The sequence below is a fragment of the Sphaerisporangium sp. NPDC051011 genome, assembly GCF_040653595.1.
In the GTDB taxonomy this organism is placed as follows: Bacteria; Actinomycetota; Actinomycetes; order Streptosporangiales; family Streptosporangiaceae; genus Sphaerisporangium.
The window spans coordinates 118,622-136,373 of record NZ_JBFAGG010000003.1 but is presented as its reverse complement, the minus strand read 5'-3'; the positions used below and the strand labels follow the sequence as shown (position 1 = coordinate 136,373).

General features: G+C 72.1%; 17 protein-coding genes. 10 read left to right on the top strand and 7 right to left on the bottom strand.

Annotated elements, in window-relative coordinates; genetic code table 11:
- Positions 1-163: 163 nt before the first annotated feature.
- Positions 164-1,318, top strand: coding sequence for a quinolinate synthase NadA (gene nadA / locus AB0H21_RS07905; protein WP_358513274.1), 1,155 nt, complete (start codon positions 164-166; stop codon positions 1,316-1,318).
- A gap of 18 nt (positions 1,319-1,336) precedes the next feature.
- Here the strand turns inward: nadA and AB0H21_RS07900 are convergent, their stop codons facing one another.
- From AB0H21_RS07900 to AB0H21_RS07875, 6 genes are all read right to left on the bottom strand, one after another.
- On the bottom strand, positions 1,337-2,062 hold the full coding sequence (locus AB0H21_RS07900) for an SIMPL domain-containing protein (RefSeq protein ID WP_358513272.1): 726 nt from the start codon (positions 2,060-2,062) through the stop codon (positions 1,337-1,339).
- A gap of 158 nt (positions 2,063-2,220) precedes the next feature.
- Positions 2,221-3,996 (bottom strand): phosphatidylglycerol lysyltransferase domain-containing protein, encoded by a 1,776-nt coding sequence (locus tag AB0H21_RS07895; protein WP_358513270.1) that lies wholly within the window; start codon positions 3,994-3,996, stop codon positions 2,221-2,223.
- An 84-nt stretch (positions 3,997-4,080) separates the two neighbouring features.
- Entirely contained in the window at positions 4,081-4,671 is a 591-nt protein-coding gene (locus AB0H21_RS07890) for a hypothetical protein (RefSeq protein ID WP_358514200.1), read from the bottom strand.
- Between the two features lie 4 nt (positions 4,672-4,675).
- Positions 4,676-5,587 (bottom strand): zinc metalloprotease HtpX, encoded by a 912-nt coding sequence (htpX, locus tag AB0H21_RS07885; protein WP_358513268.1) that lies wholly within the window; start codon positions 5,585-5,587, stop codon positions 4,676-4,678.
- A gap of 9 nt (positions 5,588-5,596) precedes the next feature.
- Entirely contained in the window at positions 5,597-5,875 is a 279-nt protein-coding gene (locus AB0H21_RS07880; protein WP_358513266.1) for a hypothetical protein, read from the bottom strand.
- A complete protein-coding gene (locus tag AB0H21_RS07875; protein WP_358513264.1) occupies positions 5,872-6,693 on the bottom strand; it encodes a PspA/IM30 family protein in 822 nt (273 codons plus the stop codon). The genes AB0H21_RS07880 and AB0H21_RS07875 overlap by 4 nt, the downstream gene beginning before the upstream one ends.
- Positions 6,694-6,924: 231 nt before the next feature.
- On the opposite strand from AB0H21_RS07875, the gene AB0H21_RS07870 reads away from it, so the two are divergent.
- Positions 6,925-7,548, top strand: a complete 624-nt coding sequence (locus AB0H21_RS07870; RefSeq protein ID WP_358513262.1) for a DUF3043 domain-containing protein — start codon at positions 6,925-6,927, stop codon at positions 7,546-7,548.
- A gap of 44 nt (positions 7,549-7,592) precedes the next feature.
- Positions 7,593-8,591, top strand: a complete 999-nt coding sequence (locus AB0H21_RS07865) for an aldo/keto reductase family protein (RefSeq protein ID WP_358513260.1) — start codon at positions 7,593-7,595, stop codon at positions 8,589-8,591.
- Between the two features lie 96 nt (positions 8,592-8,687).
- Here AB0H21_RS07865 and AB0H21_RS07860 read toward each other — a convergent pair whose 3' ends face one another.
- Positions 8,688-8,894 carry a hypothetical protein gene (locus AB0H21_RS07860; protein WP_358513258.1) on the bottom strand — a complete coding sequence of 69 codons (207 nt, stop codon included), beginning with the start codon at positions 8,892-8,894 and terminating at the stop codon, positions 8,688-8,690.
- 246 nt (positions 8,895-9,140) lie between these two features.
- On the opposite strand from AB0H21_RS07860, the gene AB0H21_RS07855 reads away from it, so the two are divergent.
- From AB0H21_RS07855 to AB0H21_RS07825, 7 genes are all read left to right on the top strand, one after another.
- Positions 9,141-10,247, top strand: coding sequence for a bifunctional adenosylcobinamide kinase/adenosylcobinamide-phosphate guanylyltransferase (locus AB0H21_RS07855; RefSeq protein WP_358513256.1), 1,107 nt, complete (start codon positions 9,141-9,143; stop codon positions 10,245-10,247).
- A 164-nt stretch (positions 10,248-10,411) separates the two neighbouring features.
- Positions 10,412-11,179 carry an adenosylcobinamide-GDP ribazoletransferase gene (locus AB0H21_RS07850; RefSeq protein ID WP_358513254.1) on the top strand — a complete coding sequence of 256 codons (768 nt, stop codon included), beginning with the start codon at positions 10,412-10,414 and terminating at the stop codon, positions 11,177-11,179.
- 156 nt (positions 11,180-11,335) lie between these two features.
- Positions 11,336-12,874 (top strand): leucyl aminopeptidase, encoded by a 1,539-nt coding sequence (locus AB0H21_RS07845; protein ID WP_358513252.1) that lies wholly within the window; start codon positions 11,336-11,338, stop codon positions 12,872-12,874.
- A gap of 147 nt (positions 12,875-13,021) precedes the next feature.
- Positions 13,022-14,401 (top strand): dihydrolipoyl dehydrogenase, encoded by a 1,380-nt coding sequence (gene lpdA / locus AB0H21_RS07840; protein ID WP_358513250.1) that lies wholly within the window; start codon positions 13,022-13,024, stop codon positions 14,399-14,401.
- 34 nt (positions 14,402-14,435) lie between these two features.
- Positions 14,436-15,899: a 2-oxoglutarate dehydrogenase, E2 component, dihydrolipoamide succinyltransferase gene (sucB, locus tag AB0H21_RS07835; protein WP_358513248.1), complete on the top strand. Its 1,464-nt coding sequence runs from the start codon at positions 14,436-14,438 to the stop codon at positions 15,897-15,899.
- Between the two features lie 64 nt (positions 15,900-15,963).
- Positions 15,964-16,911, top strand: coding sequence for a DUF1731 domain-containing protein (locus AB0H21_RS07830; RefSeq protein WP_358513246.1), 948 nt, complete (start codon positions 15,964-15,966; stop codon positions 16,909-16,911).
- 94 nt (positions 16,912-17,005) lie between these two features.
- A complete protein-coding gene (locus AB0H21_RS07825; protein WP_358513244.1) occupies positions 17,006-17,743 on the top strand; it encodes a peptidase E in 738 nt (245 codons plus the stop codon).
- Positions 17,744-17,752 lie beyond the last annotated feature (9 nt).

The following is a 17,752-nucleotide window of genomic DNA, read 5'->3' as shown; positions in this document are numbered from 1 at the left end:
GGCCTTGTTCTGAGGTCTCACTTAGACGCTACCAACACCTGGGGACCACTACACATTCCTGTCTCACGCTCCGAACTCCGCACCCTCGGGAATATCGAGCCGCCGCCATGTGTCATGATTAGTCGTCAACTAGACGATAAGTCCCCACAAGAGGTGTACAGCCGTGACCACTCTCGACACCGGGATCCCTCTCTTCGTCCTCGGCCAGGGCACCGACCCGCACAGCGAGCGCGGCGTCGACTGTCCCGGGGAACTGCCCCCGGCGTCCGATCCGGATCTCGTGGCGCGCGCGGTGAAGGCCAAGGCCACCCTCGGCGACAGGCTGTTCGTGCTCGGCCACCACTACCAGCGCGACGAGGTCATCCAGTTCGCCGACGTGACCGGCGACTCCTTCAAGCTGGCCAGGGACGCGGCCGCCCGTCCCGAGGCCGAGTACATCGTCTTCTGCGGCGTCCACTTCATGGCCGAGTCGGCCGACATCCTGACCGGCGATGACCAGCGGGTGATCCTCCCCGACATGGCCGCCGGGTGCTCCATGGCCGATATGGCGACGTTCGACCAGGTCGAAGAGGCCTGGGACGTCCTGACCGACCTCGGCCTCGCCGACGTCACCGTCCCGATCACGTACATGAACTCCTCGGCCGACATCAAGGCGTTCTGCGGGCGGGGCGGCGGCGCGGTCTGCACGTCCTCCAACGCCAGGCGCGCGCTGACCTGGGCGTTCGAGCAGGGCGAGAAGGTGCTCTTCCTGCCCGACCAGCACCTCGGGCGCAACACGGCCGTCCTGGAGATGGGCTTCTCCCTGGACGACTGCGTGGTCTACAACCCGCACCGCCCGAACGGCGGCCTCACCGACCAGCAGCTCAGGGACGCCAAGATGATCCTGTGGCGCGGCCACTGCTCGGTGCACGGCCGCTTCACCGCCGACTGCGTGGACGAGGTGCGGGCGCGCATCCCCGGGGTCAACGTGCTGGTCCACCCCGAGTGCCGGCACGACGTGGTCACCAAGGCCGACCAGGTCGGGTCGACCGAGTACATCATCAAGACGCTGGAAGCGGCCCCGGCCGGGTCGGCGTGGGCGGTCGGCACCGAGCTCAACCTGGTCAAGCGGCTCGCGGCCGCGCACCCTGACAAGACCGTGACCTTCCTGGACCGCACGGTCTGCTACTGCTCGACGATGAACCGCATCGACCTGCCGCACCTGGTCTGGGCGCTGGAGTCCCTGGTCGAGGGCCAGGTCGTCAACCAGATCACCGTGGACCCGGAGACCACCTCCTGGGCCAAGCTCGCCCTCGACCGCATGCTCGCCCTCCCCTGACCCGGGCGGGCGCCCCCGTCACACCAGCTCGTAGATCGCCCGCACGATGATGGTGATCGTGCCCTGACCCGGGCTGACCGAGGCCTTCTCGGCCATCGCGAAGCGAGGAGGGGCGCTGTCGCCCTCCTCCTCCAGCTTCATGACCCGGCCGACCTGCCGGCCGGCCAGGGCGGCGTACTGCTCGGCCTTGGCCCGCGCGTCGCGGTACGCCGCCGCGCGGGCCTCCTTCAGCAGGGCGTGGGTCCGGGAGATCTCGAAGGAGAGGCCGCTCAGCCGCACCTCGTCGCCCGCCGCGGCCACCGCGTCGATGACGGCGTCGGCCTTCGACAGGTCACGGACCAGCGCCTCGACGCCCTGCGAGGCGCGGTACCCGACGACCTTCGGGTACTTCTCGTACTCCGTGCCGAGGGACAGGTCGTTGGTCCGCAGGTCCTGCCGGGCCACCCCGGCGGCGATGAGGGCGTCGGTCAGCCTGGCGGCGCCCTCCTTCACGGCCGCGAACGCCGCGCCTGCCTTGTCCCTGCGCACCTCCACGCCGACGCTGAGCCGCATCACGTCCGGCGTGGCCCGGACGCTCCCCCGGCCCACTACGCCGAGCTCCGCCGGTTCACCGGCCGAGACCGCGGGGGCCGTCGGATCGGCGGGCCCCGGAGACGCGTGCGCCGCCTGCGGTCCCGCGAAGACGACGCCGGCGGCCGCCAGCACGACACTCAATCCGGTCACGCGCATCATGAGCACAGTCATGAAGCACATGCCACCACCGGGCGCGCGCCGCTCCGGCGAGCCGCCTCCGCACGCGGCGGGAACTTGACCAATCCCAGGACGGCCGCAGCCCCAGGACGGGCCGGGGGGACGCGCGCGTCCGGTCCCAACAGCGGCGGATCTCAGGAGCGGCGCCGACCTCAGGAGCGGCGTGGGCCGAAGACGCGCGGGACGGCCAGGAAGCCCTCGGCGATCACCGAGGCGAGCCCCACCTTGGGCAGGTCGCGGGTGTCCTCGAAGGCGATGAACCGCGGCGTCCACACCGGGCGGTACTTGGCGTTGGCCCGGTAGAGCGATTCGAGCTGCCACCACCGTGACAGGAACAGCAGGGTGCACCGCCACAGCCGCAGCACCGGCCCGGCGCCGAGCCGCGCCCCGCCCTCGAACACCGACCGGAACATGGCGAAGTTGAGGGAGATCTGCTTGACGCCGAGCGACCCGGCCTCGGCCACCAGCCCGGCGACCATGAACTCCATGAGCCCGTTGTCGGAGCCGCGGTCGCGGCGCATCAGGTCCAGCGACAGCCCGTCCTCGCCCCACGGCACGAACGACAGGATCGCGGCGAGCCCTCCCTCGGCGTCCCTGGCCTCCACCAGCACGCACGCGCCGTCCGCCGGGTCGCCGAGCCGTCCGAGGGCCATCGAGAACCCCCGCTCGGCGCGGGTGTCGCGCCAGGCGGCGGCGCGGTCGATGACGTGGCGCATCTCCTCGGGCGTCAGGTCGGCGTGCCGGCGGACCCGCAGCGTGAAGCCCGCGCGCCGCACCCGGTTGACAGCCTGGCGCACCCCGCGCATCTCGCGGCCCTCCAGGCCGAACGCCGCGACCTCGATGACGGCCTCGTCGCCGACTTCCAGCACCCGCAGCCCGGCGCGGGCGTAGGCGTGGGCGGCGGCCTCGCTGGGGCCGATCGCCGCGGGCGCCCAGCCGTAGCGGCGGGCCTCGTCCATCCAGGCCCGGATCGCGTGCCCCCATGCCTCGACGTCGCCGATCGGGTCTCCCCCGGCCAGGCACACCCCGGCGACCACCCGGTAGGAGACCGCCGCCTTGCCGCTGGGCGAGAAGATGACGGCGCGGTCGCGGCGGGTGGCGAAGTAGCCGAGCGAGTCGCGCGCGCCGTACGCCCGCAGCAGCGCCCTGACGCGCTCCTCGCTCTCGGCGGGCAGCTCGGCGCGGGCCCGCTGGGACCGGAACAGCACGGCGAACGCGACCAGCACCGCGACCGCGCTGAGCAGGCCGATCACGAGGTTGACCCACGACGGCGGGCGCCCGGCGCGGTAGAAGTCGAGGGTGACGACCCCGCCGAGGGTGTGTTCCACCGTCCAGGGAAGGTGGTCGCCCGGCTTGAGCGTGCCGGGGAAGAGCGTGACCAGCGTGTACCCGACCGCGAAAGAGACGCCGAGCAGCGACCCCAGCGTGAGCAGGGCCTTCCTGAAGGACGCGCGCCGGGTGGGGGCGAAGAACTCGTCGTGCGCCGCGGCGAGCACGCCGAGGACGAGGGCCGAGATCACGAGGTTGACGTCGGCGGCGACGACCTGGCCGGTGAGGGAGTACTCGTCGACCAGGTCGGGCGTCAGCGACGAGGACAGCACGACCACGAGGTTGCCCAGCACCAGCAGCACGAAGATGACGGTGACGACGCCGTACGCGGCGCGTTTGCGGCGGGCCAGGGCCCCGGCCAGGATCCCCAGGAACACCGCGTACCCGAGGTTCGGTTCCACGGGGAAGACCGCGGTCTCGATGAGGCCGGTGACCGGCCCGAGCATGCTGCGCAACGGGGCGGCGATCGCGATGGCCGCGGAGTACAGGGCGGCGACGCCCATGCACACCGACAGCACCCGTGGCACCAGCCCCCGGAACCCGCCCCTTGCACTCGCATCTGCCGCCGCGCCGACGCGGCCCTGCTCGGTCACTGCCACCTGTATCCTCCCGGCGACGGCTGAATCGCCGCAGGTATACCCCTTGATCCGCCTATCTAAGGCCGAGAAGGATCGACTGATCCGCTAGAACCCGGGGGCGCCCCAGAGGGGGAACCAGCGGGACAGGTCGGGCTCGATCTTGAGGTCGCCGGAGATTGCGCCGCGGACCTGGAGTTCGAGGGCGTTGTCCCTGCGCTCGCCGGGGAGCGGGGCGAAGGGATAGAAGGTGCCCTGCTTGTACAGGTAGACGAGCGCGAGGCCGTGACCGTCGGGGCGCCGACCGTCGGAGCCCTGACCGTCGGGCATGGTGAAGGTGACCATCGAGCACAGCAGCGAGGGGCCGAAGCCGGCGGACTCCAGCGAGGAGTTGATGCCGTGCAGGTCGGTCACCAGGGCGGCGAGGTCGTCGGGCGGCCTGCGCGCGAGCAACCAGGTGTAGCCGTAGGAGTCCTGGGACCGCTCGACCTCGGACTCGCCGAGCAGCGCACTGATGTCCTGCTCGAGGGTGGCGAAGGCCCCGCCCTCGGCCGCGCGGAAGCAGACCGAGCCGAGGCCGGTGGGCGTGGCCCCGGTGGCGGCCTGGAGCGTCACGGCCGCGGAGGGCAGGGCGAACAGCGCGTCGAGGTCGGGTTTGACGGGCTTGCTGCGCCCGAGCAGCGCGTCCAGCCAGCCCATCGGATCAGGCACCCCGGCCGAGCTGGGCGGCGATGGCGCTGAGCTGCTCCAGCCGGCGCTCCAGCGGCGGGTGCGTGGCAAACAGCGCGGCGAGGCTCGCCCCGGCGTTCCTTGCCGACAGGGCGGGGGCGAAGAAGAAGGCGTTGAACGGCTGCGCCTCGCGCAGGTCGCGGGTCGGGATGCGCGACATCTCGCCGGTGACCTTGATCAGGGCGCTGGCGAGCGCCGAGGGACGCTGGGTGAGCAGCGCGCCGGCGCGGTCGGCCGACAGCTCGCGGTAGCGCGACAGCGCGCGGGTGAGCAGGAAGCTGATCGCGTACACCACCAGCGAGACCAGCATGATGATGAGCCCGATGGGCGGGCCGTTGTTGTTGCCGCGGTCGCGGCCGAGCCCGGTGTACAGGGCGAACCGCGTCATCAGCCCGGCGACGATGCCGAGGAACGAGGCGATGGTCATGACCGCGACGTCGCGGTGGGCGACGTGCGACATCTCGTGCGCGACGACGCCTTCGAGCTCGATCGGGTCCAGCCGTCGCAGCAGGCCGGTGGTGACGCAGACGACGGAGTGCTTCTGGTCGCGGCCGGTGGCGAAGGCGTTGGGCACGTCGCTGTCGGCGATGGCCACCCTGGGCTTAGGGGTGTTGGAGATCGCGCTGAGCCGGTCGATCAGCCCGTGCAGCTCCGGCGCCTCCTGCGGGGAGACCTCTCTGCCGTGCATCGCGAACAGCGCGATCTTGTCGGACAGGAAGTACTGCACCAGCAGGAGGCCACCGGCGACGACGAGCACGACGATCGCCTGGACCCCCAAGGCGATCAGGACACCCACGAAGGCGACGTAGAGCAGGCCGAGCAGGAACATGGTGACGACCATGCGCACGGTAAGGCCCCGGTCGGGGGCGTACCGGGTTTGTGTCATATGTCCAAACTATCCTGGAATAAGCCCAGAATCCCCAAGCATGCCCCTCACTTCGTCGATCGAAGCGTCGGACGGCGGCAAAATCAACTCGGACGGCTCCAGCGCGTCATCCGGCAGCGGCTTGCCGAGCTGGCGCACCTTGTCGAGCAGCGCGTGCAGTCTGGTCCGGAACTGCGGCTCGTCGCCGGTCTCGATGGCCGCCTCGAGCTCGCTGTCCAGGGAGTTGAGCACGTCGATGTCGCCCTCGGCGATCTGGACCTGCCCCTCCCCCATGATGCGGACGATCACAGGCCCTCCCCCTGCTGGCGGTACTGCTGGGTCGACTGCTGGGTGGGGTGCGCCTGTTGCTGGGGAGCCTGCTGCTGCCCCTGCTGACCGGCCTCGATCGCGTCACGCGGCGCGGGGCCCTGGCCCAGCTCGGCCTTCATGCGGGCGAGCTCCAGCTCGACGTCGCGGCCGCCGCCCATGCGGTCCAGCTCGGCCTGGATGTCGTCGCCGCGCTGGCCGCTGAAGTCGTCCAGCGCGCCGCTGGCGAGCAGCTCGTCGATCGCGCCGGCGCGCGCCTGCATCTGGGCGGTCTTGTCCTCGGCGCGCTGGATCGCCAGACCCACGTCGCCCATCTCTTCGGAGATGCCGGAGAACGCCTCGTTGATGCGCGTCTGCGCCTCGGCCGCCGTGTAGGTGGCCTTGATGGTCTCCTTGCGGTGGCGGAAGGAGTCGACCTTGGTCTGCAGGCGCTGGCTGGCGAGGGTGAGCTTCTCCTCCTCGCCCTGGAGGTTGTTGTGCTGCACCTGCAGGTCGGCGATCTGGCCCTGCAGCGCGGACCGGCGGCTCAGCGCCTCGCGCGCGAGGTCCTCCCGGCCGACGCTGAGGGCCTTGCGACCCTGGTCCTCCAGCTTGTTCGCCTGCTGCTGGATCTGGTTGATCTGCAACTCCACCCGCTTGCGCGAGGTGGCGACGTCGGCCACACCCCGGCGCACCTTCTGCAGAAGCTCAAGCTGCCGCTGATAGGAGTAGTCGAGGGTCTCGCGCGGATCCTCCATCTTGTCCAAGGCCTTGTTGGCCTTGGACTTGAAGATCATCGAAAGTCTCTTCATCACGCTCATGCGCGTTGGCCGTCCCCTTCTAGGTTGTGCTGTGCCCTATGCTCCCGCTCGCTGCGACGCTCGCCGGCCGTATGCTCGCTGCGCAGGCATCCATGCTTCCTCGCGCCGACTCGCATCCATGGGCTGCCTACTCATCGTCAGCCCCCGATTATCGCGGCAAAGTCGCCTAGGTCCACCCTACGCATAACGCACGAGGGCGTCATTAAGTTGCACCGCCGGTAGGCTGACGTCGTGTTCCGACGTCGTACTGAGGCTCCCGTGGACGAGTCCCCCGCCCCGTCTTCCGAGACGGGCGCGAAGACCGCGGGCAAGGGCCGCCCCACTCCCAAGCGCCGCGAGGCCGAAGGCAGGCGCCGCCAGCCGGTGACCGCCCCCAGCAACCGCAAAGAGGCCTACAAGCAGGCCCGCGAACGCCAGGCCGCCGAGCGCACCCGCGCCCGCGAGGGCATGCTACGCGGTGACGACCGCTATCTTCAGGCCCGCGACCGCGGCGCCGCGCGCAGGTTCGCCCGCGACTGGGTCGACTCGCGGCGCACGATCAGCCAGTACTTCCTGCCCGTCTCGCTGATCCTCCTCGTCATCCTGTGGACGATCCCGATGTTCGGCGGGCAGACCGGCATGCTCCTGTACTCCTACGCCATCACCATCCTGTGGCCGGCGATGATCGTCGTCGTCGCGTTCAGCGGGTTCTGGGTGGCGCGGCGGGTGAAGAAGGAGGTCGCCGAGAAGCATCCGGACGAGAACCTCCGGGGCGTCGGCTTCTACGCGGCGATGCGCGCCATGCAGATCCGCAGGCTGCGCTTCCCACCGCCGATGCTGCTGCCCGGGGGCAAGCCGGCCCCGCCCAAGAAGTGACCTGGCGGGGCGGCGGTCCGGCACCGGATCGTTAAGGTCGGAACATGCATTTTCGCCATCTCGGCCGCAGCGGTCTGAAGGTCAGTGAGATCAGCTACGGCAACTGGATCACCCACGGTTCCCAGGTCGAGGAGGACGCCGCCAAGGCGTGCGTCCACGCGGCCCTGGACGAGGGGATCACCACGTTCGACACCGCCGACGTCTACGCGGGCACCCGGGCCGAGGAGGTCCTCGGCCGCGCGCTCAAGGGCGCGCGCCGCGAATCGCTGGAGATCTTCACGAAGGTCTACTGGCCGACCGGCCCGGGGCAGAACGACCGCGGCCTGTCCCGCAAGCACATCACCCAGAGCATCAACGGCTCGCTGCGGCGGCTCGGCACCGACTACGTCGACCTCTACCAGGCGCACCGGTACGACCACTCGACCCCGATCGAAGAGACGTTGAAGACCTTCGACGACCTGGTGCGCCAGGGCAAGGTGCTCTATGTCGGCGTCAGCGAGTGGAACGCCGCGCAGATCGCCGACGCGCTGCGCGTCGCCGACGAGATGGGCTTCGACCGGCTGATCTCCAACCAGCCGCAGTACTCGATGCTGTGGCGCGTGATCGAGGCCGAGGTCGTGCCGCTGTGCGAGAAGGAGGGGGTCGGCCAGATCGTCTGGTCGCCCATCGCGCAGGGCGTGCTGACCGGCAAGTACCTGCCCGGGCAGCCCCCGCCCGAGGGCTCGCGGGCCACCGACCCGACCGGCGGGAGCTTCATCGGCCGCATGATGAACGACGACCTGCTGACCCGCGTGCAGGGGCTCAAGCCGATCGCCGCCGACCTCGGCCTGTCCATGGCGCAGCTCGCGGTGGCGTGGGTGCTGCAGAACCCCAACGTCTCCTCGGCCATCGTCGGGGCGGCGCGGCCGGAGCAGGTGCGCGACAACGTCAAGGCGGCCGGGGTGCGCCTCGGCGAGGACGTCCTGGCGCGTATCGACGACGTGCTCGGCTCCGTGGTGCAGCGGGATCCGGCCCTGACGCAAAGCCCGGCAACCCGTCCGTAAGGCATTTCGGGCCCCTTGTCCTATCGGTCGCCCGGAATATTTTCGGTCACACCGGTACCGGGGATGGACAAGGGGCACAATGCCGGGCCACCGGTATCACTCGGCGCGCAGGGACATCCCGCCGTACTCCACCTTGTCGTCCTCCAGCAGCGTGACCTGCTCGACTCCCGCGCTCAGGAGCGTCCGCCAATTTTCCCCGAGCCATGACTCGGCGTCGGCCTGGCTTGGAAAGATCTCGCGCGGAAGCGGGCCGTCCGTAACCTCACCACCATTTGCGTTTTCATATCGCCAGCGCCAAGTCATGCCATACGCTCCTTTTCGCGGGTTCGCCCAACGCCCTCACGACGGCTGTGCAGACCTTATCTCCTGGAGTGTGCCGCAGATCTTGCCGACGGGCGCCGGGACGGGCCAAGAGGACCGCGGGAACCGACCGGACCCGAGCCCCTTCGAGGATGGAGGCCATCCCATGCCGCCCACGCTCCGTCTCCCGGCGCACCCGGCCGGACCCGGACTCGCGACGGCGGCGGGCCCCTCGTCCCCGGCCGGGGCGTGGTGAAGGTCCTCCTGTCCGGCACGGCGGGCCCGTACGGCTGGCCCGAGCCCACCTGCGGCTGCGCCTCCTGCGGCCGCCTCCCCGCCGGACACCGCCTGCCCACGGCCGTGGTGCTGGACGACGTGCTGCGGCTCGCGCCGCCCGCCGGGCTGCCCGTCACTCCCCCGGCCACCCTTCCCAAGGGGTACCGCATGACCGTCACGCCGGACGGCTACGCGGTCAGCGGCCCCGACCGCGGCCGCGTCCTGCACGCCGTGCCGCCGGGCGAGCGGGGCGGCACGCCCTCGCCGTGCTGGGCCGAGGACGACTACGACCTGGTGCTCATCGACCTGCTCGACCGGCCGCAGCGCCTCGGCGACCTGCGCCGCCGCGGCCTGGTCACGGCCAGGACGCGCGTCGTCGCGGTGAACCTTGACCACCGCGTGCCCTCCGAGACCGAGCTGGCGAGGCGGCTGGCGTTCTGGGGCGCGGAGGCGGTGGACGACGGCACCGTCCTCGACACGCGGCGGCCCGCTCCGGCCCGCCCGCCCGCGCCGAAGCGGGTGCTGCTGCTCGGCGGCGCGCGCTCGGGCAAGTCGGCGGAGGCCGAACTGCGCCTGATCACCGAGCCGGACGTCACCTACGTGGCCACCGGGCCGACGGGCAGGCTCGACGCCGACTGGCTGGCCCGCGTGCGCGCCCACCAGCTGCGACGGCCTCCGTACTGGACGACGATCGAGACGACCGAGCTGGAGGCGCTGCTCAGGTCGGAGACGGGGCCGCTGCTCATCGACGGCATCGGCACCTGGCTGGCCTCGGTGTTCGACGCGTGCGGCGCCTGGGACGACCCGGCGCACGACCGGCCGCGCGGGCGCAACCCCGGCCGTTTCGGCACGGCCCTGGACGCGGTGGCGGCCCGGTGCGACGACCTGGTGGCGGCGTGGCGGCAGACCCGGGCCCAGGTGGTGGCGGTCAGCGACGAGGTGGGGCTGAGCGTGGTCCCGGCGACGGCCAGCGGGCGGGTGTTCCGCGACGCGCTCGGCCGGCTCAACCAGAACCTGGCCGCCGAATCGGAGGAGGCCACGCTGGTCGTCGCCGGCCGCGTCGTCCCCCTCCCGATCTGAAGGCCGATCCGAGGCCCGGTCGGAGGCCCGGTTTGAGGCCCCATCCGAGGCCCGATCCGATCCGGGCCGCCGCCGGATACTCTGCACCAGGCCTTCGCCGAGCGGCGCCGCCGTACCGGCTTCCCCCCGTCCCCGCCCGTCCCGCCCGTGGAGGATTGGTCGTCATGTCCGCACCCACCGTTCCCGAGCCGGTCGTCGCGGGCCTGCGCCTGGCCGTCGGCACGCTGAGCGTCTGGCCCGTCGGGCTCCCGCGCGCCGACCGCGAGACGGCCGGGTGGGCGATGACGCTCGCGCCGCTGGTCGGGCTGCTCCTCGGCCTCGCGGCGGGCGCCGTGATGGCGGGCGCGCAGTTCCTGGTGTCTCCGCTGCTCGCGGCCGTGGCCGGCCTCGCCGTGGCGGCGGTGCTGACGCGCGGGCTGCATCTGGACGGCCTCGCCGACCTCGCCGACGGCCTCGGCAGCGGCAGGCCCGCCGCGCAGGCGCTGGACATCATGAAAAAGTCGGACATCGGGCCGTTCGGCGTCGTCACGTTGATCTTCACCCTGCTGGCACAGGTGGCCGCGGCGTCGGAGGCGGGCCCGGCGGCGCTGGTCCTCGCCTGCGCGACCGGTCGGGCGGCGCTGACGTGGGCCTGCGTGGCGGGCGTGCCCTCCGCGCGCCCGGACGGGCTCGGCGCGATGGTCGCCGGCACGGTGCGGCAGAGCTCGGCGATCTACGTGACGGCCGCCGTCGGCGTCGTGGCCCTGGTGTGCGGCCTGATCGCGGGGCACCCGGTCGTCTTCCCGGTCGCCGCCGCGGCGGGGCTGGGCGCGGCCTGGGCGGTCCGGGCGCACGCGACCCGGCGCCTCGGCGGGATCACCGGCGACGTCCTCGGCGCACTGGTCGAGATCGCCGCCACGGCCACGCTCGTCGTCTGCGCCGCCTCCCCCTGACCACGGCCGGAGGCAGGGGCGGCCGCGACGCGCGTGACGGAGCCGATCCGTACGACCGCCGCGCCCGGGACGAGAAGGACACGCCGGCCGAGGGAGCCGGCGTCGTGCCGGTCGGCGCCGCGCAGGTCAACCAATTCATAGGACGAACCCTCGTTTATGCGTATGGGGCATCCAGGGCTAGCATCGGCCTTCGTGACGACAGTGCGACTTAACGCCCTTGACTCGGGGTCGGTGGAGACCGAAGCCCTCGTAGTCGGCATCAACGCCTCCCCCGAAGGTCCCCGCCCCGCACCGGGCGCGCACGACGTGGACGCCGCGCTCTCCGGCGGCCTCGCCGCGACGCTCGGCGCCCTCGGCTTCTCCGGCAAGCCCGGCGAGATCGCCAAGATCCCGACCTTCGGCGCGCTGCCCGCGACCGTGGTCGTCGCCGCCGGTCTGGGCGAGGCCCCCCGGGCCGAGGGCGACTACGACCTCGAGGTGCTGCGGCGCGCCGCCGGCGCGGCCGTCCGCTCGCTGGCCGGGACGCCCCGCGCCGCCCTCGCGCTGCCCGCCACCACGCCCGAGCAGGCCGAGGCCGTGGCCCTCGGTGGCCTGCTCGGCGCCTACGACTTCGCCAGGTACCGCACCGCGGAGGAGCTCAAGCCGCCCGTCGGCGAGATCACCGTCCTGACCGGCGCGCCCGGCGGCGAGGACGCCGTCGCCAGGGCGGCGACGCTGGCCGAGTCCGTCACGCTCGTCCGTGACCTGGTCAACACCCCGCCGTCCGACCTCTCGCCCGCCCGCTTCGCCGAGATCGCCGAGCAGACCGGTGCCAAGGCCGGGCTCACGGTCGAGGTGCTGGACGAGACCGCGCTGAAGGAAGGCGGCTACGGCGGCATCGTCGGCGTCGGCCAGGGCTCGGTGAACCCCCCGCGCCTGGTGCGCCTGGGCTACACCCACCCCGAGGCGGCCACCACGCTGGCGTTCGTCGGCAAGGGCATCACCTTCGACTCCGGCGGCCTGTCGCTCAAGCCGTCCGCCTCCATGACCTTGATGAAGTCCGACATGGGCGGCGCGGGGGCGGTCCTCGGCGCGCTGCTCGCCATCGCCAGGCTCGGCCTGCGCGTCAACGCCGTCGGCTACCTGTGCCTGGCCGAGAACATGCCGAGCGGAAGCGCCCAGCGCCCCTCGGACGTGCTCACCACCTACTCCGGCAAGACCGTCGAGGTCCTCGACACCGACGCCGAGGGGCGGCTGGTCCTCGTGGACGGCATCGCCCGCGCCGGCGAGGACGGCCCGGACATCATCGTCGACGTCGCCACCCTGACCGGCGGGCAGATCGTCGCGCTGGGCTGGCGCACCTCCGGCGTCATGGCCTCCGACGACGCGCTGCGCGAGGAGCTCGTCGAGCTCGCCGTCGGCCAGGGCGAGGCCGCCTGGGGCATGCCCCTCCCCGAGGACCTGCGCAAGGGCCTCGACTCGCCGATCGCCGACATCGCCAACCTCAACCCCGAGCGTTCGGGCAGCATGCTCGCCGCCGGCATCTTCCTCCGCGAGTTCGTCCCCGAGGGCGTGCGGTGGGCGCACGTCGACATCGCCGGGCCCGCCTTCAACAAGGAAGCCCCCTACGGGTACACGCCCAAGGGCGGCACGGGGATACTGACCCGCACCCTCGTCGCGCTGGCCGAGCGTCACCAGGCGGCGCGGGAGGCATGATGAACGCGGGCGCACCGGCCGACGGAGACCGGCGGCGTCACGAACACGCGGGACAAGTGAAAAGATGCTGTTGGGCAGGCCGGGGCGCGCCGTCGATGCGGCATGGCCCGGCCGTGAGGGCCCACCGATCCGACAAGGAGCTTTCCAGTGGCTGATGGCAGCGGCCCCTTCGACATCGTTGTCCTGGGGGGCGGTAGCGGCGGCTACGCCTGTGCCCTGCGGGCGGCCGAGCTCGGCAAGTCCGTCGCGCTGATCGAGAAGGACAAGATCGGCGGCACGTGCCTGCACCGGGGGTGCATCCCGACCAAGGCGCTGCTGCACGCCGCCGAGGTCGCCGACGAGACGCGCGAGGCCACGACCGTGGGCGTCAAGGCGAGGTTCGAGGGCATCGACATGCCCGGCGTCCACGCCTTCAAGGACAAGATCGTCAACCGCGCCTGGAAGGGCGTCCAGGGGCTGCTCAAGAGCCGGGGCATCACGATCATCGAGGGCGAGGGCCGCCTCGCCGGCCCCGGCCGGGTCATCGTGGGCGGCCAGGCCGTCGAGGGCCGCAACATCGTCCTGGCCACCGGCTCGGTGCCGAAGTCGCTGCCCGGCCTCGACATCGACGGCGACCGGGTGATCACCAGCGACCACGCGCTCAAGCTCGACCGCGTCCCGTCGTCGGTGGTCGTCCTCGGCGGTGGCGTGATCGGCGTCGAGTTCGCCTCCGTCTGGCGCTCCTTCGGCGCCGAGGTCACGATCGTCGAGGCCCTGCCCCACCTGCTCCCGCTGGAGGAGGAGTCCAGCTCCAAGCTCCTGGAGCGCGCCTTCCGCCGCCGGGGCATCAAGTACGAGCTCGGCGTGCGCTTCGAGAGCGTCAAGACCACCGGCACCGGCGTGGTCGTCACCCTGGAGGGCGGCAAGACCCTGGACGCCGAGCTGCTGCTCGTCGCCGTCGGGCGCGGCGCCGTCGCCACGGGCCTGGGGTACGAGGAGTCCGGGGTGGCCATCGAGCGCGGCACCGTCGTCGTCGACGAGTTCTGCCGCACCAGCGTGCCCGGCGTCTACGCGGTCGGCGACCTGATCCCGACCCTCCAGCTCGCGCACGCCGGCTTCGCCGAGGGCATCCTCGTCGCCGAGCACATCGCCGGCCTGTCCCCGATGCCCATCGACTACGCAGGCGTGCCCCGCATCACCTACTCCGACCCCGAGGTGGCCTCCGTCGGCATCACGTCGGCCGTCGCCAAGGAGCGCGGCTACGAGATCACCGAGCTGGTCTACGACCTCGGCGGCAACCCCAAGAGCCAGATCATCGGCACGCAGGGCGCCGTCAAGGTCATATCCCAGAAGGACGGCCCCGTGCTCGGCGTCCACATGGTGGGCAAGCGCATGGGTGAGCTCGTCACCGAGGGGCAGCTCATCTACAACTGGGAGGCGCTGCCCTCCGAGGTGGCGCAGCTCATCCACGCGCACCCGACCCAGTCCGAGGCTGTCGGCGAGGCGATGCTCGCCCTGGCCGGCAAGCCCCTTCACGTACACAACTAAGCCCCTCACAGGGAACGCGAGAGAAGACGACACCATGCCGGTTTCCGTAACCATGCCCCAGCTCGGCGAGAGCGTGACCGAGGGCACCGTCACCCGCTGGTTGAAGAAGGAGGGAGACCACGTCGAGACCGACGAGCCGCTGCTCGAGGTCTCCACCGACAAGGTCGACACCGAGATCCCCTCCCCGTCCGCGGGCGTCCTGACCAAGATCGTCGTAGCCGAGGACGAGACCGTCGAGGTCGGCGCCGAACTGGCCGTCATCGACGAGAACGGCGCGGCGGGCGTCGCGGCGGCTCCCGCCCAGGCCGAGCCCGAGGCGCGTCCCGAGCCGGAGCCCGTGCCCGTGCAGGCGGCGGCTCCCGAGCCCGCTCCCGCCCCGGCCCCGGCGCCCGCCCCGGCGTCCTCGATCCCGCAGCCGCCGCAGCCCGCGCCGCAGGCGCCGAAGCCGCAGGTCCAGCAGGCCCCGGCGACCGCCGCCCCGTCGCCGATCGCGCCGGCCGCGCCACCGGTCTCCGGCGAGAGCCCGTACGTCACGCCGCTGGTGCGCAAGCTCGCCGCCGAGCACGGCGTCGACCTGGACTCGCTGGGCGGCACCGGCGTCGGCGGCCGCATCCGCAAGCAGGACGTCCTGGAGGCCGCGCGCCTGCAGCGCGAGCAGGCCGCCCAGGCCCAGGCCGCGCAGCAGCAGGCCCAGGCCGCCCCGGCGCAGGCCCCGGCCCCGGTCGCACCGCAGGCCGCCGCCCCGGCCCCCGAGCCGGTCCAGGCCGACACGACGCTGCGCGGGCGCACCGAGAAGATGTCGCGCATGCGGCAGACCATCGCCAAGCGCACGATGGAGTCGCTGCAGACCTCCGCGCAGCTGACCTCGGTCGTCGAGGTCGACGTCACCAAGATCGCCCGGCTGCGCGATCGCGCCAAGGCCGACTTCCAGCGGCGGGAGGGCGTCAAGCTCAGCTTCACGCCGTTCTTCGCCCTGGCCACGGTCGAGGCGCTCAAGCAGCACCCCAAGCTCAACGCGGTGATCAACAGCGAGACCAACGAGGTCACCTACTTCGACCACGAGCACCTGGCCTTCGCCGTCGACGCCGAGCGCGGGCTCGCCTCCGCGGTCATCAAGGACGCCGGCGACCTCAACCTGGCCGGCCTCGCCCGTAAGATCGCGGACCTGGCCGAGCGCACCCGCACCAACAAGGTCAGCCCGGACGAGTTGTCGGGCGGCACGTTCACGCTGACCAACACCGGCAGCCGCGGCGCGCTGTTCGACACGCCGATCATCAACCAGCCGCAGGTCGCGATCCTCGGCACCGGCGCGGTCGTCAAGCGCCCGGTCGTCGTGGACACGCCCGAGGGCGAGGTCATCGCGGTCCGCTCGATGGTGTACCTCGCGCTGACCTACGACCACCGCCTGGTCGACGGCGCCGACGCCGCCCGCTTCCTGACGACGATCAAGCGCCGTCTGGAGGAGGGCCGCTTCGAGGCCCAGCTCGGCCTGGCCTGACGCGTCCGGCACGGCGCGCCGGTGATCCGCGTCCGCCGGGCGGTCGCCGCATAGGCTGATCGGCATGGCAGTCGTGATCACCGGCTCGTCCGGGCTCATAGGGAAGGCCCTCGTCCGCGCACTGAGCGACGAGGGCCTTTCCGTCGTCAGGCTCGTGCGCCGCCCGCCCGCGGCCCCCGGCGAGGCGTTCTGGAACCCCCGGGAAGGGGTGCTCGACCCCGCGGTGCTGGAGGCGGCGGACGCCGTCGTCCACCTGGCCGGGGCCGGGGTCGCCGACAAGCGGTGGACGCCCGCCTACCGGCGCGAACTGATCGCCAGCCGCGTCGACGGCACGCGCACGCTGGCCACCGCGATCGCGTCCCTGGACCGGCCGCCCGCGGTCCTGCTGTCCGGGTCGGCCATCGGCGTCTACGGGGACACAGGCGACCACCCCGTGGACGAGTCCGCCGAGCCCAGGTCCCGTCCCGGGACGCGCCCCGAGCCGCCGGGCGAGCCGGGCGACGGCCCTGCGGGGCAGTGGCTGGCCGGGCTGGTCCGGTCGTGGGAGGCCGAGACCGGGCCCGCCGAGGAGGCCGGCGTCCGGGTCGTCCACCTGCGCACCGGGCACGTCCTGGCGCGTGAGGGCGGGTTCCTCGGCAGGATCCTCCCGCTTTTCCGGGCGGGGCTGGGGGCGCCCCTCGGCTCCGGGCGGCAGTACACCTCGTGGATCTCCATGGCCGACTGGATCGGCGCGGCGAGGCATCTGATGGCCGAGCCCGCGGTGTCGGGGCCGGTGAACCTGACCGCTCCCACACCGGTCACCAACGCCGAGTTCACCAAGGCCCTCGGCCGCGCGCTGCGCCGTCCCACCATGCCGGTCGCCGTGCCCGCGTTCGCGCTGCGGGCCGCGCTCGGCGGCCTGGCGGACGAGGGGGTGCTCATCGGCCAGCGGGTGATGCCGCGACGCCTGCTGGAGATGGGCTACCGGTTCCGGCATCCTCGCCTCGACGAGGCGTTGGCCGCCATAACCTAGGGTGTCGTCCCGGTAAATGCGAAAGGAAGCCGTGACGCGGCCCCGAGGCCGTCCGCCTTGAGGCCGCCACCCCCCAACAGGCACAGGAGACGACATGAGCAGGCTCGGCCAGTCCCACATTCTCGCCATCGGCGGAGGCTCGTTCCGGGTGACGCCGCGCTACGGCTGCATCGAGGCCACCGGGCTGCTCCGCTACGCGCTGGACCTGACCGGGCAGGATCGCCCGAAGGTCGGCCTGGTCGCCACGGCCACCGGTGACGACGCCGACTGGCTGCTGAAGATGTACGGCGGGTTCCGGGCGTGGGACGTCGAGTTGAGCCATCTCACGCTGTTCCCGATGCCCAACGTCGAGAGCCCCAAGGACTGGATCCTCGAGCAGGACCTCGTCTACGTCTCCGGGGGGAGCGTGGCGAACCTGATGGCCCTGTGGCGGCTGCACGGCCTGGACGATGCGTTCGAGGAGGCCTGGCGGGCCGGCGTGGTGCTGTCGGGGCAGAGCGCCGGGGCCCTGTGCTGGCACGTGGGCGGGAACACCGACTCCTTCGGGCCCGTGCTGCGGCCGTGGGCCGAAGGGCTCGCCCTCCTGCCCTACTCGTGCGGCGTCCACTACAACTCCGACCCGCAGCGGCGGGCCCTGCTGCACGAGTCGATCGCCTCGGGCGAGCTGCCGACCGGTTACGCCGCCGACGAGGGCGTCGCGCTGCACTACGTCCAGGGCGAGTTCATCCAGGCCGTCACGATCGACCCGAAGGGGTACGCGTACAAGATCGAGCGCGGCGACGACGGCGATGTGAAGGAGTTCCGGATCGAACCCCGCCTTCTGACGACGTGACCTCGCGTT

Excerpts from the sequence above, each read along its gene's own strand:
- AB0H21_RS07900 (WP_358513272.1), bottom strand. The coding sequence starts at position 2,062 with ATGACTGTGCTCATGATGCGCGTGACCGGATTGAGTGTCGTGCTGGCG.
- AB0H21_RS07890 (WP_358514200.1), bottom strand. The coding sequence starts at position 4,671 with ATGGGCTGGCTGGACGCGCTGCTCGGGCGCAGCAAGCCCGTCAAACCC.
- htpX (WP_358513268.1), bottom strand. The coding sequence starts at position 5,587 with ATGACACAAACCCGGTACGCCCCCGACCGGGGCCTTACCGTGCGCATG.
- AB0H21_RS07875 (WP_358513264.1), bottom strand. The coding sequence starts at position 6,693 with ATGAGCGTGATGAAGAGACTTTCGATGATCTTCAAGTCCAAGGCCAAC.
- AB0H21_RS07865 (WP_358513260.1), top strand. The coding sequence starts at position 7,593 with ATGCATTTTCGCCATCTCGGCCGCAGCGGTCTGAAGGTCAGTGAGATC.
- AB0H21_RS07860 (WP_358513258.1), bottom strand. The coding sequence starts at position 8,894 with ATGACTTGGCGCTGGCGATATGAAAACGCAAATGGTGGTGAGGTTACG.
- AB0H21_RS07850 (WP_358513254.1), top strand. The coding sequence starts at position 10,412 with ATGTCCGCACCCACCGTTCCCGAGCCGGTCGTCGCGGGCCTGCGCCTG.
- AB0H21_RS07845 (WP_358513252.1), top strand. The coding sequence starts at position 11,336 with ATGCGTATGGGGCATCCAGGGCTAGCATCGGCCTTCGTGACGACAGTG.
- sucB (WP_358513248.1), top strand. The coding sequence starts at position 14,436 with ATGCCGGTTTCCGTAACCATGCCCCAGCTCGGCGAGAGCGTGACCGAG.
- AB0H21_RS07830 (WP_358513246.1), top strand. The coding sequence starts at position 15,964 with ATGGCAGTCGTGATCACCGGCTCGTCCGGGCTCATAGGGAAGGCCCTC.
- AB0H21_RS07825 (WP_358513244.1), top strand. The coding sequence starts at position 17,006 with ATGAGCAGGCTCGGCCAGTCCCACATTCTCGCCATCGGCGGAGGCTCG.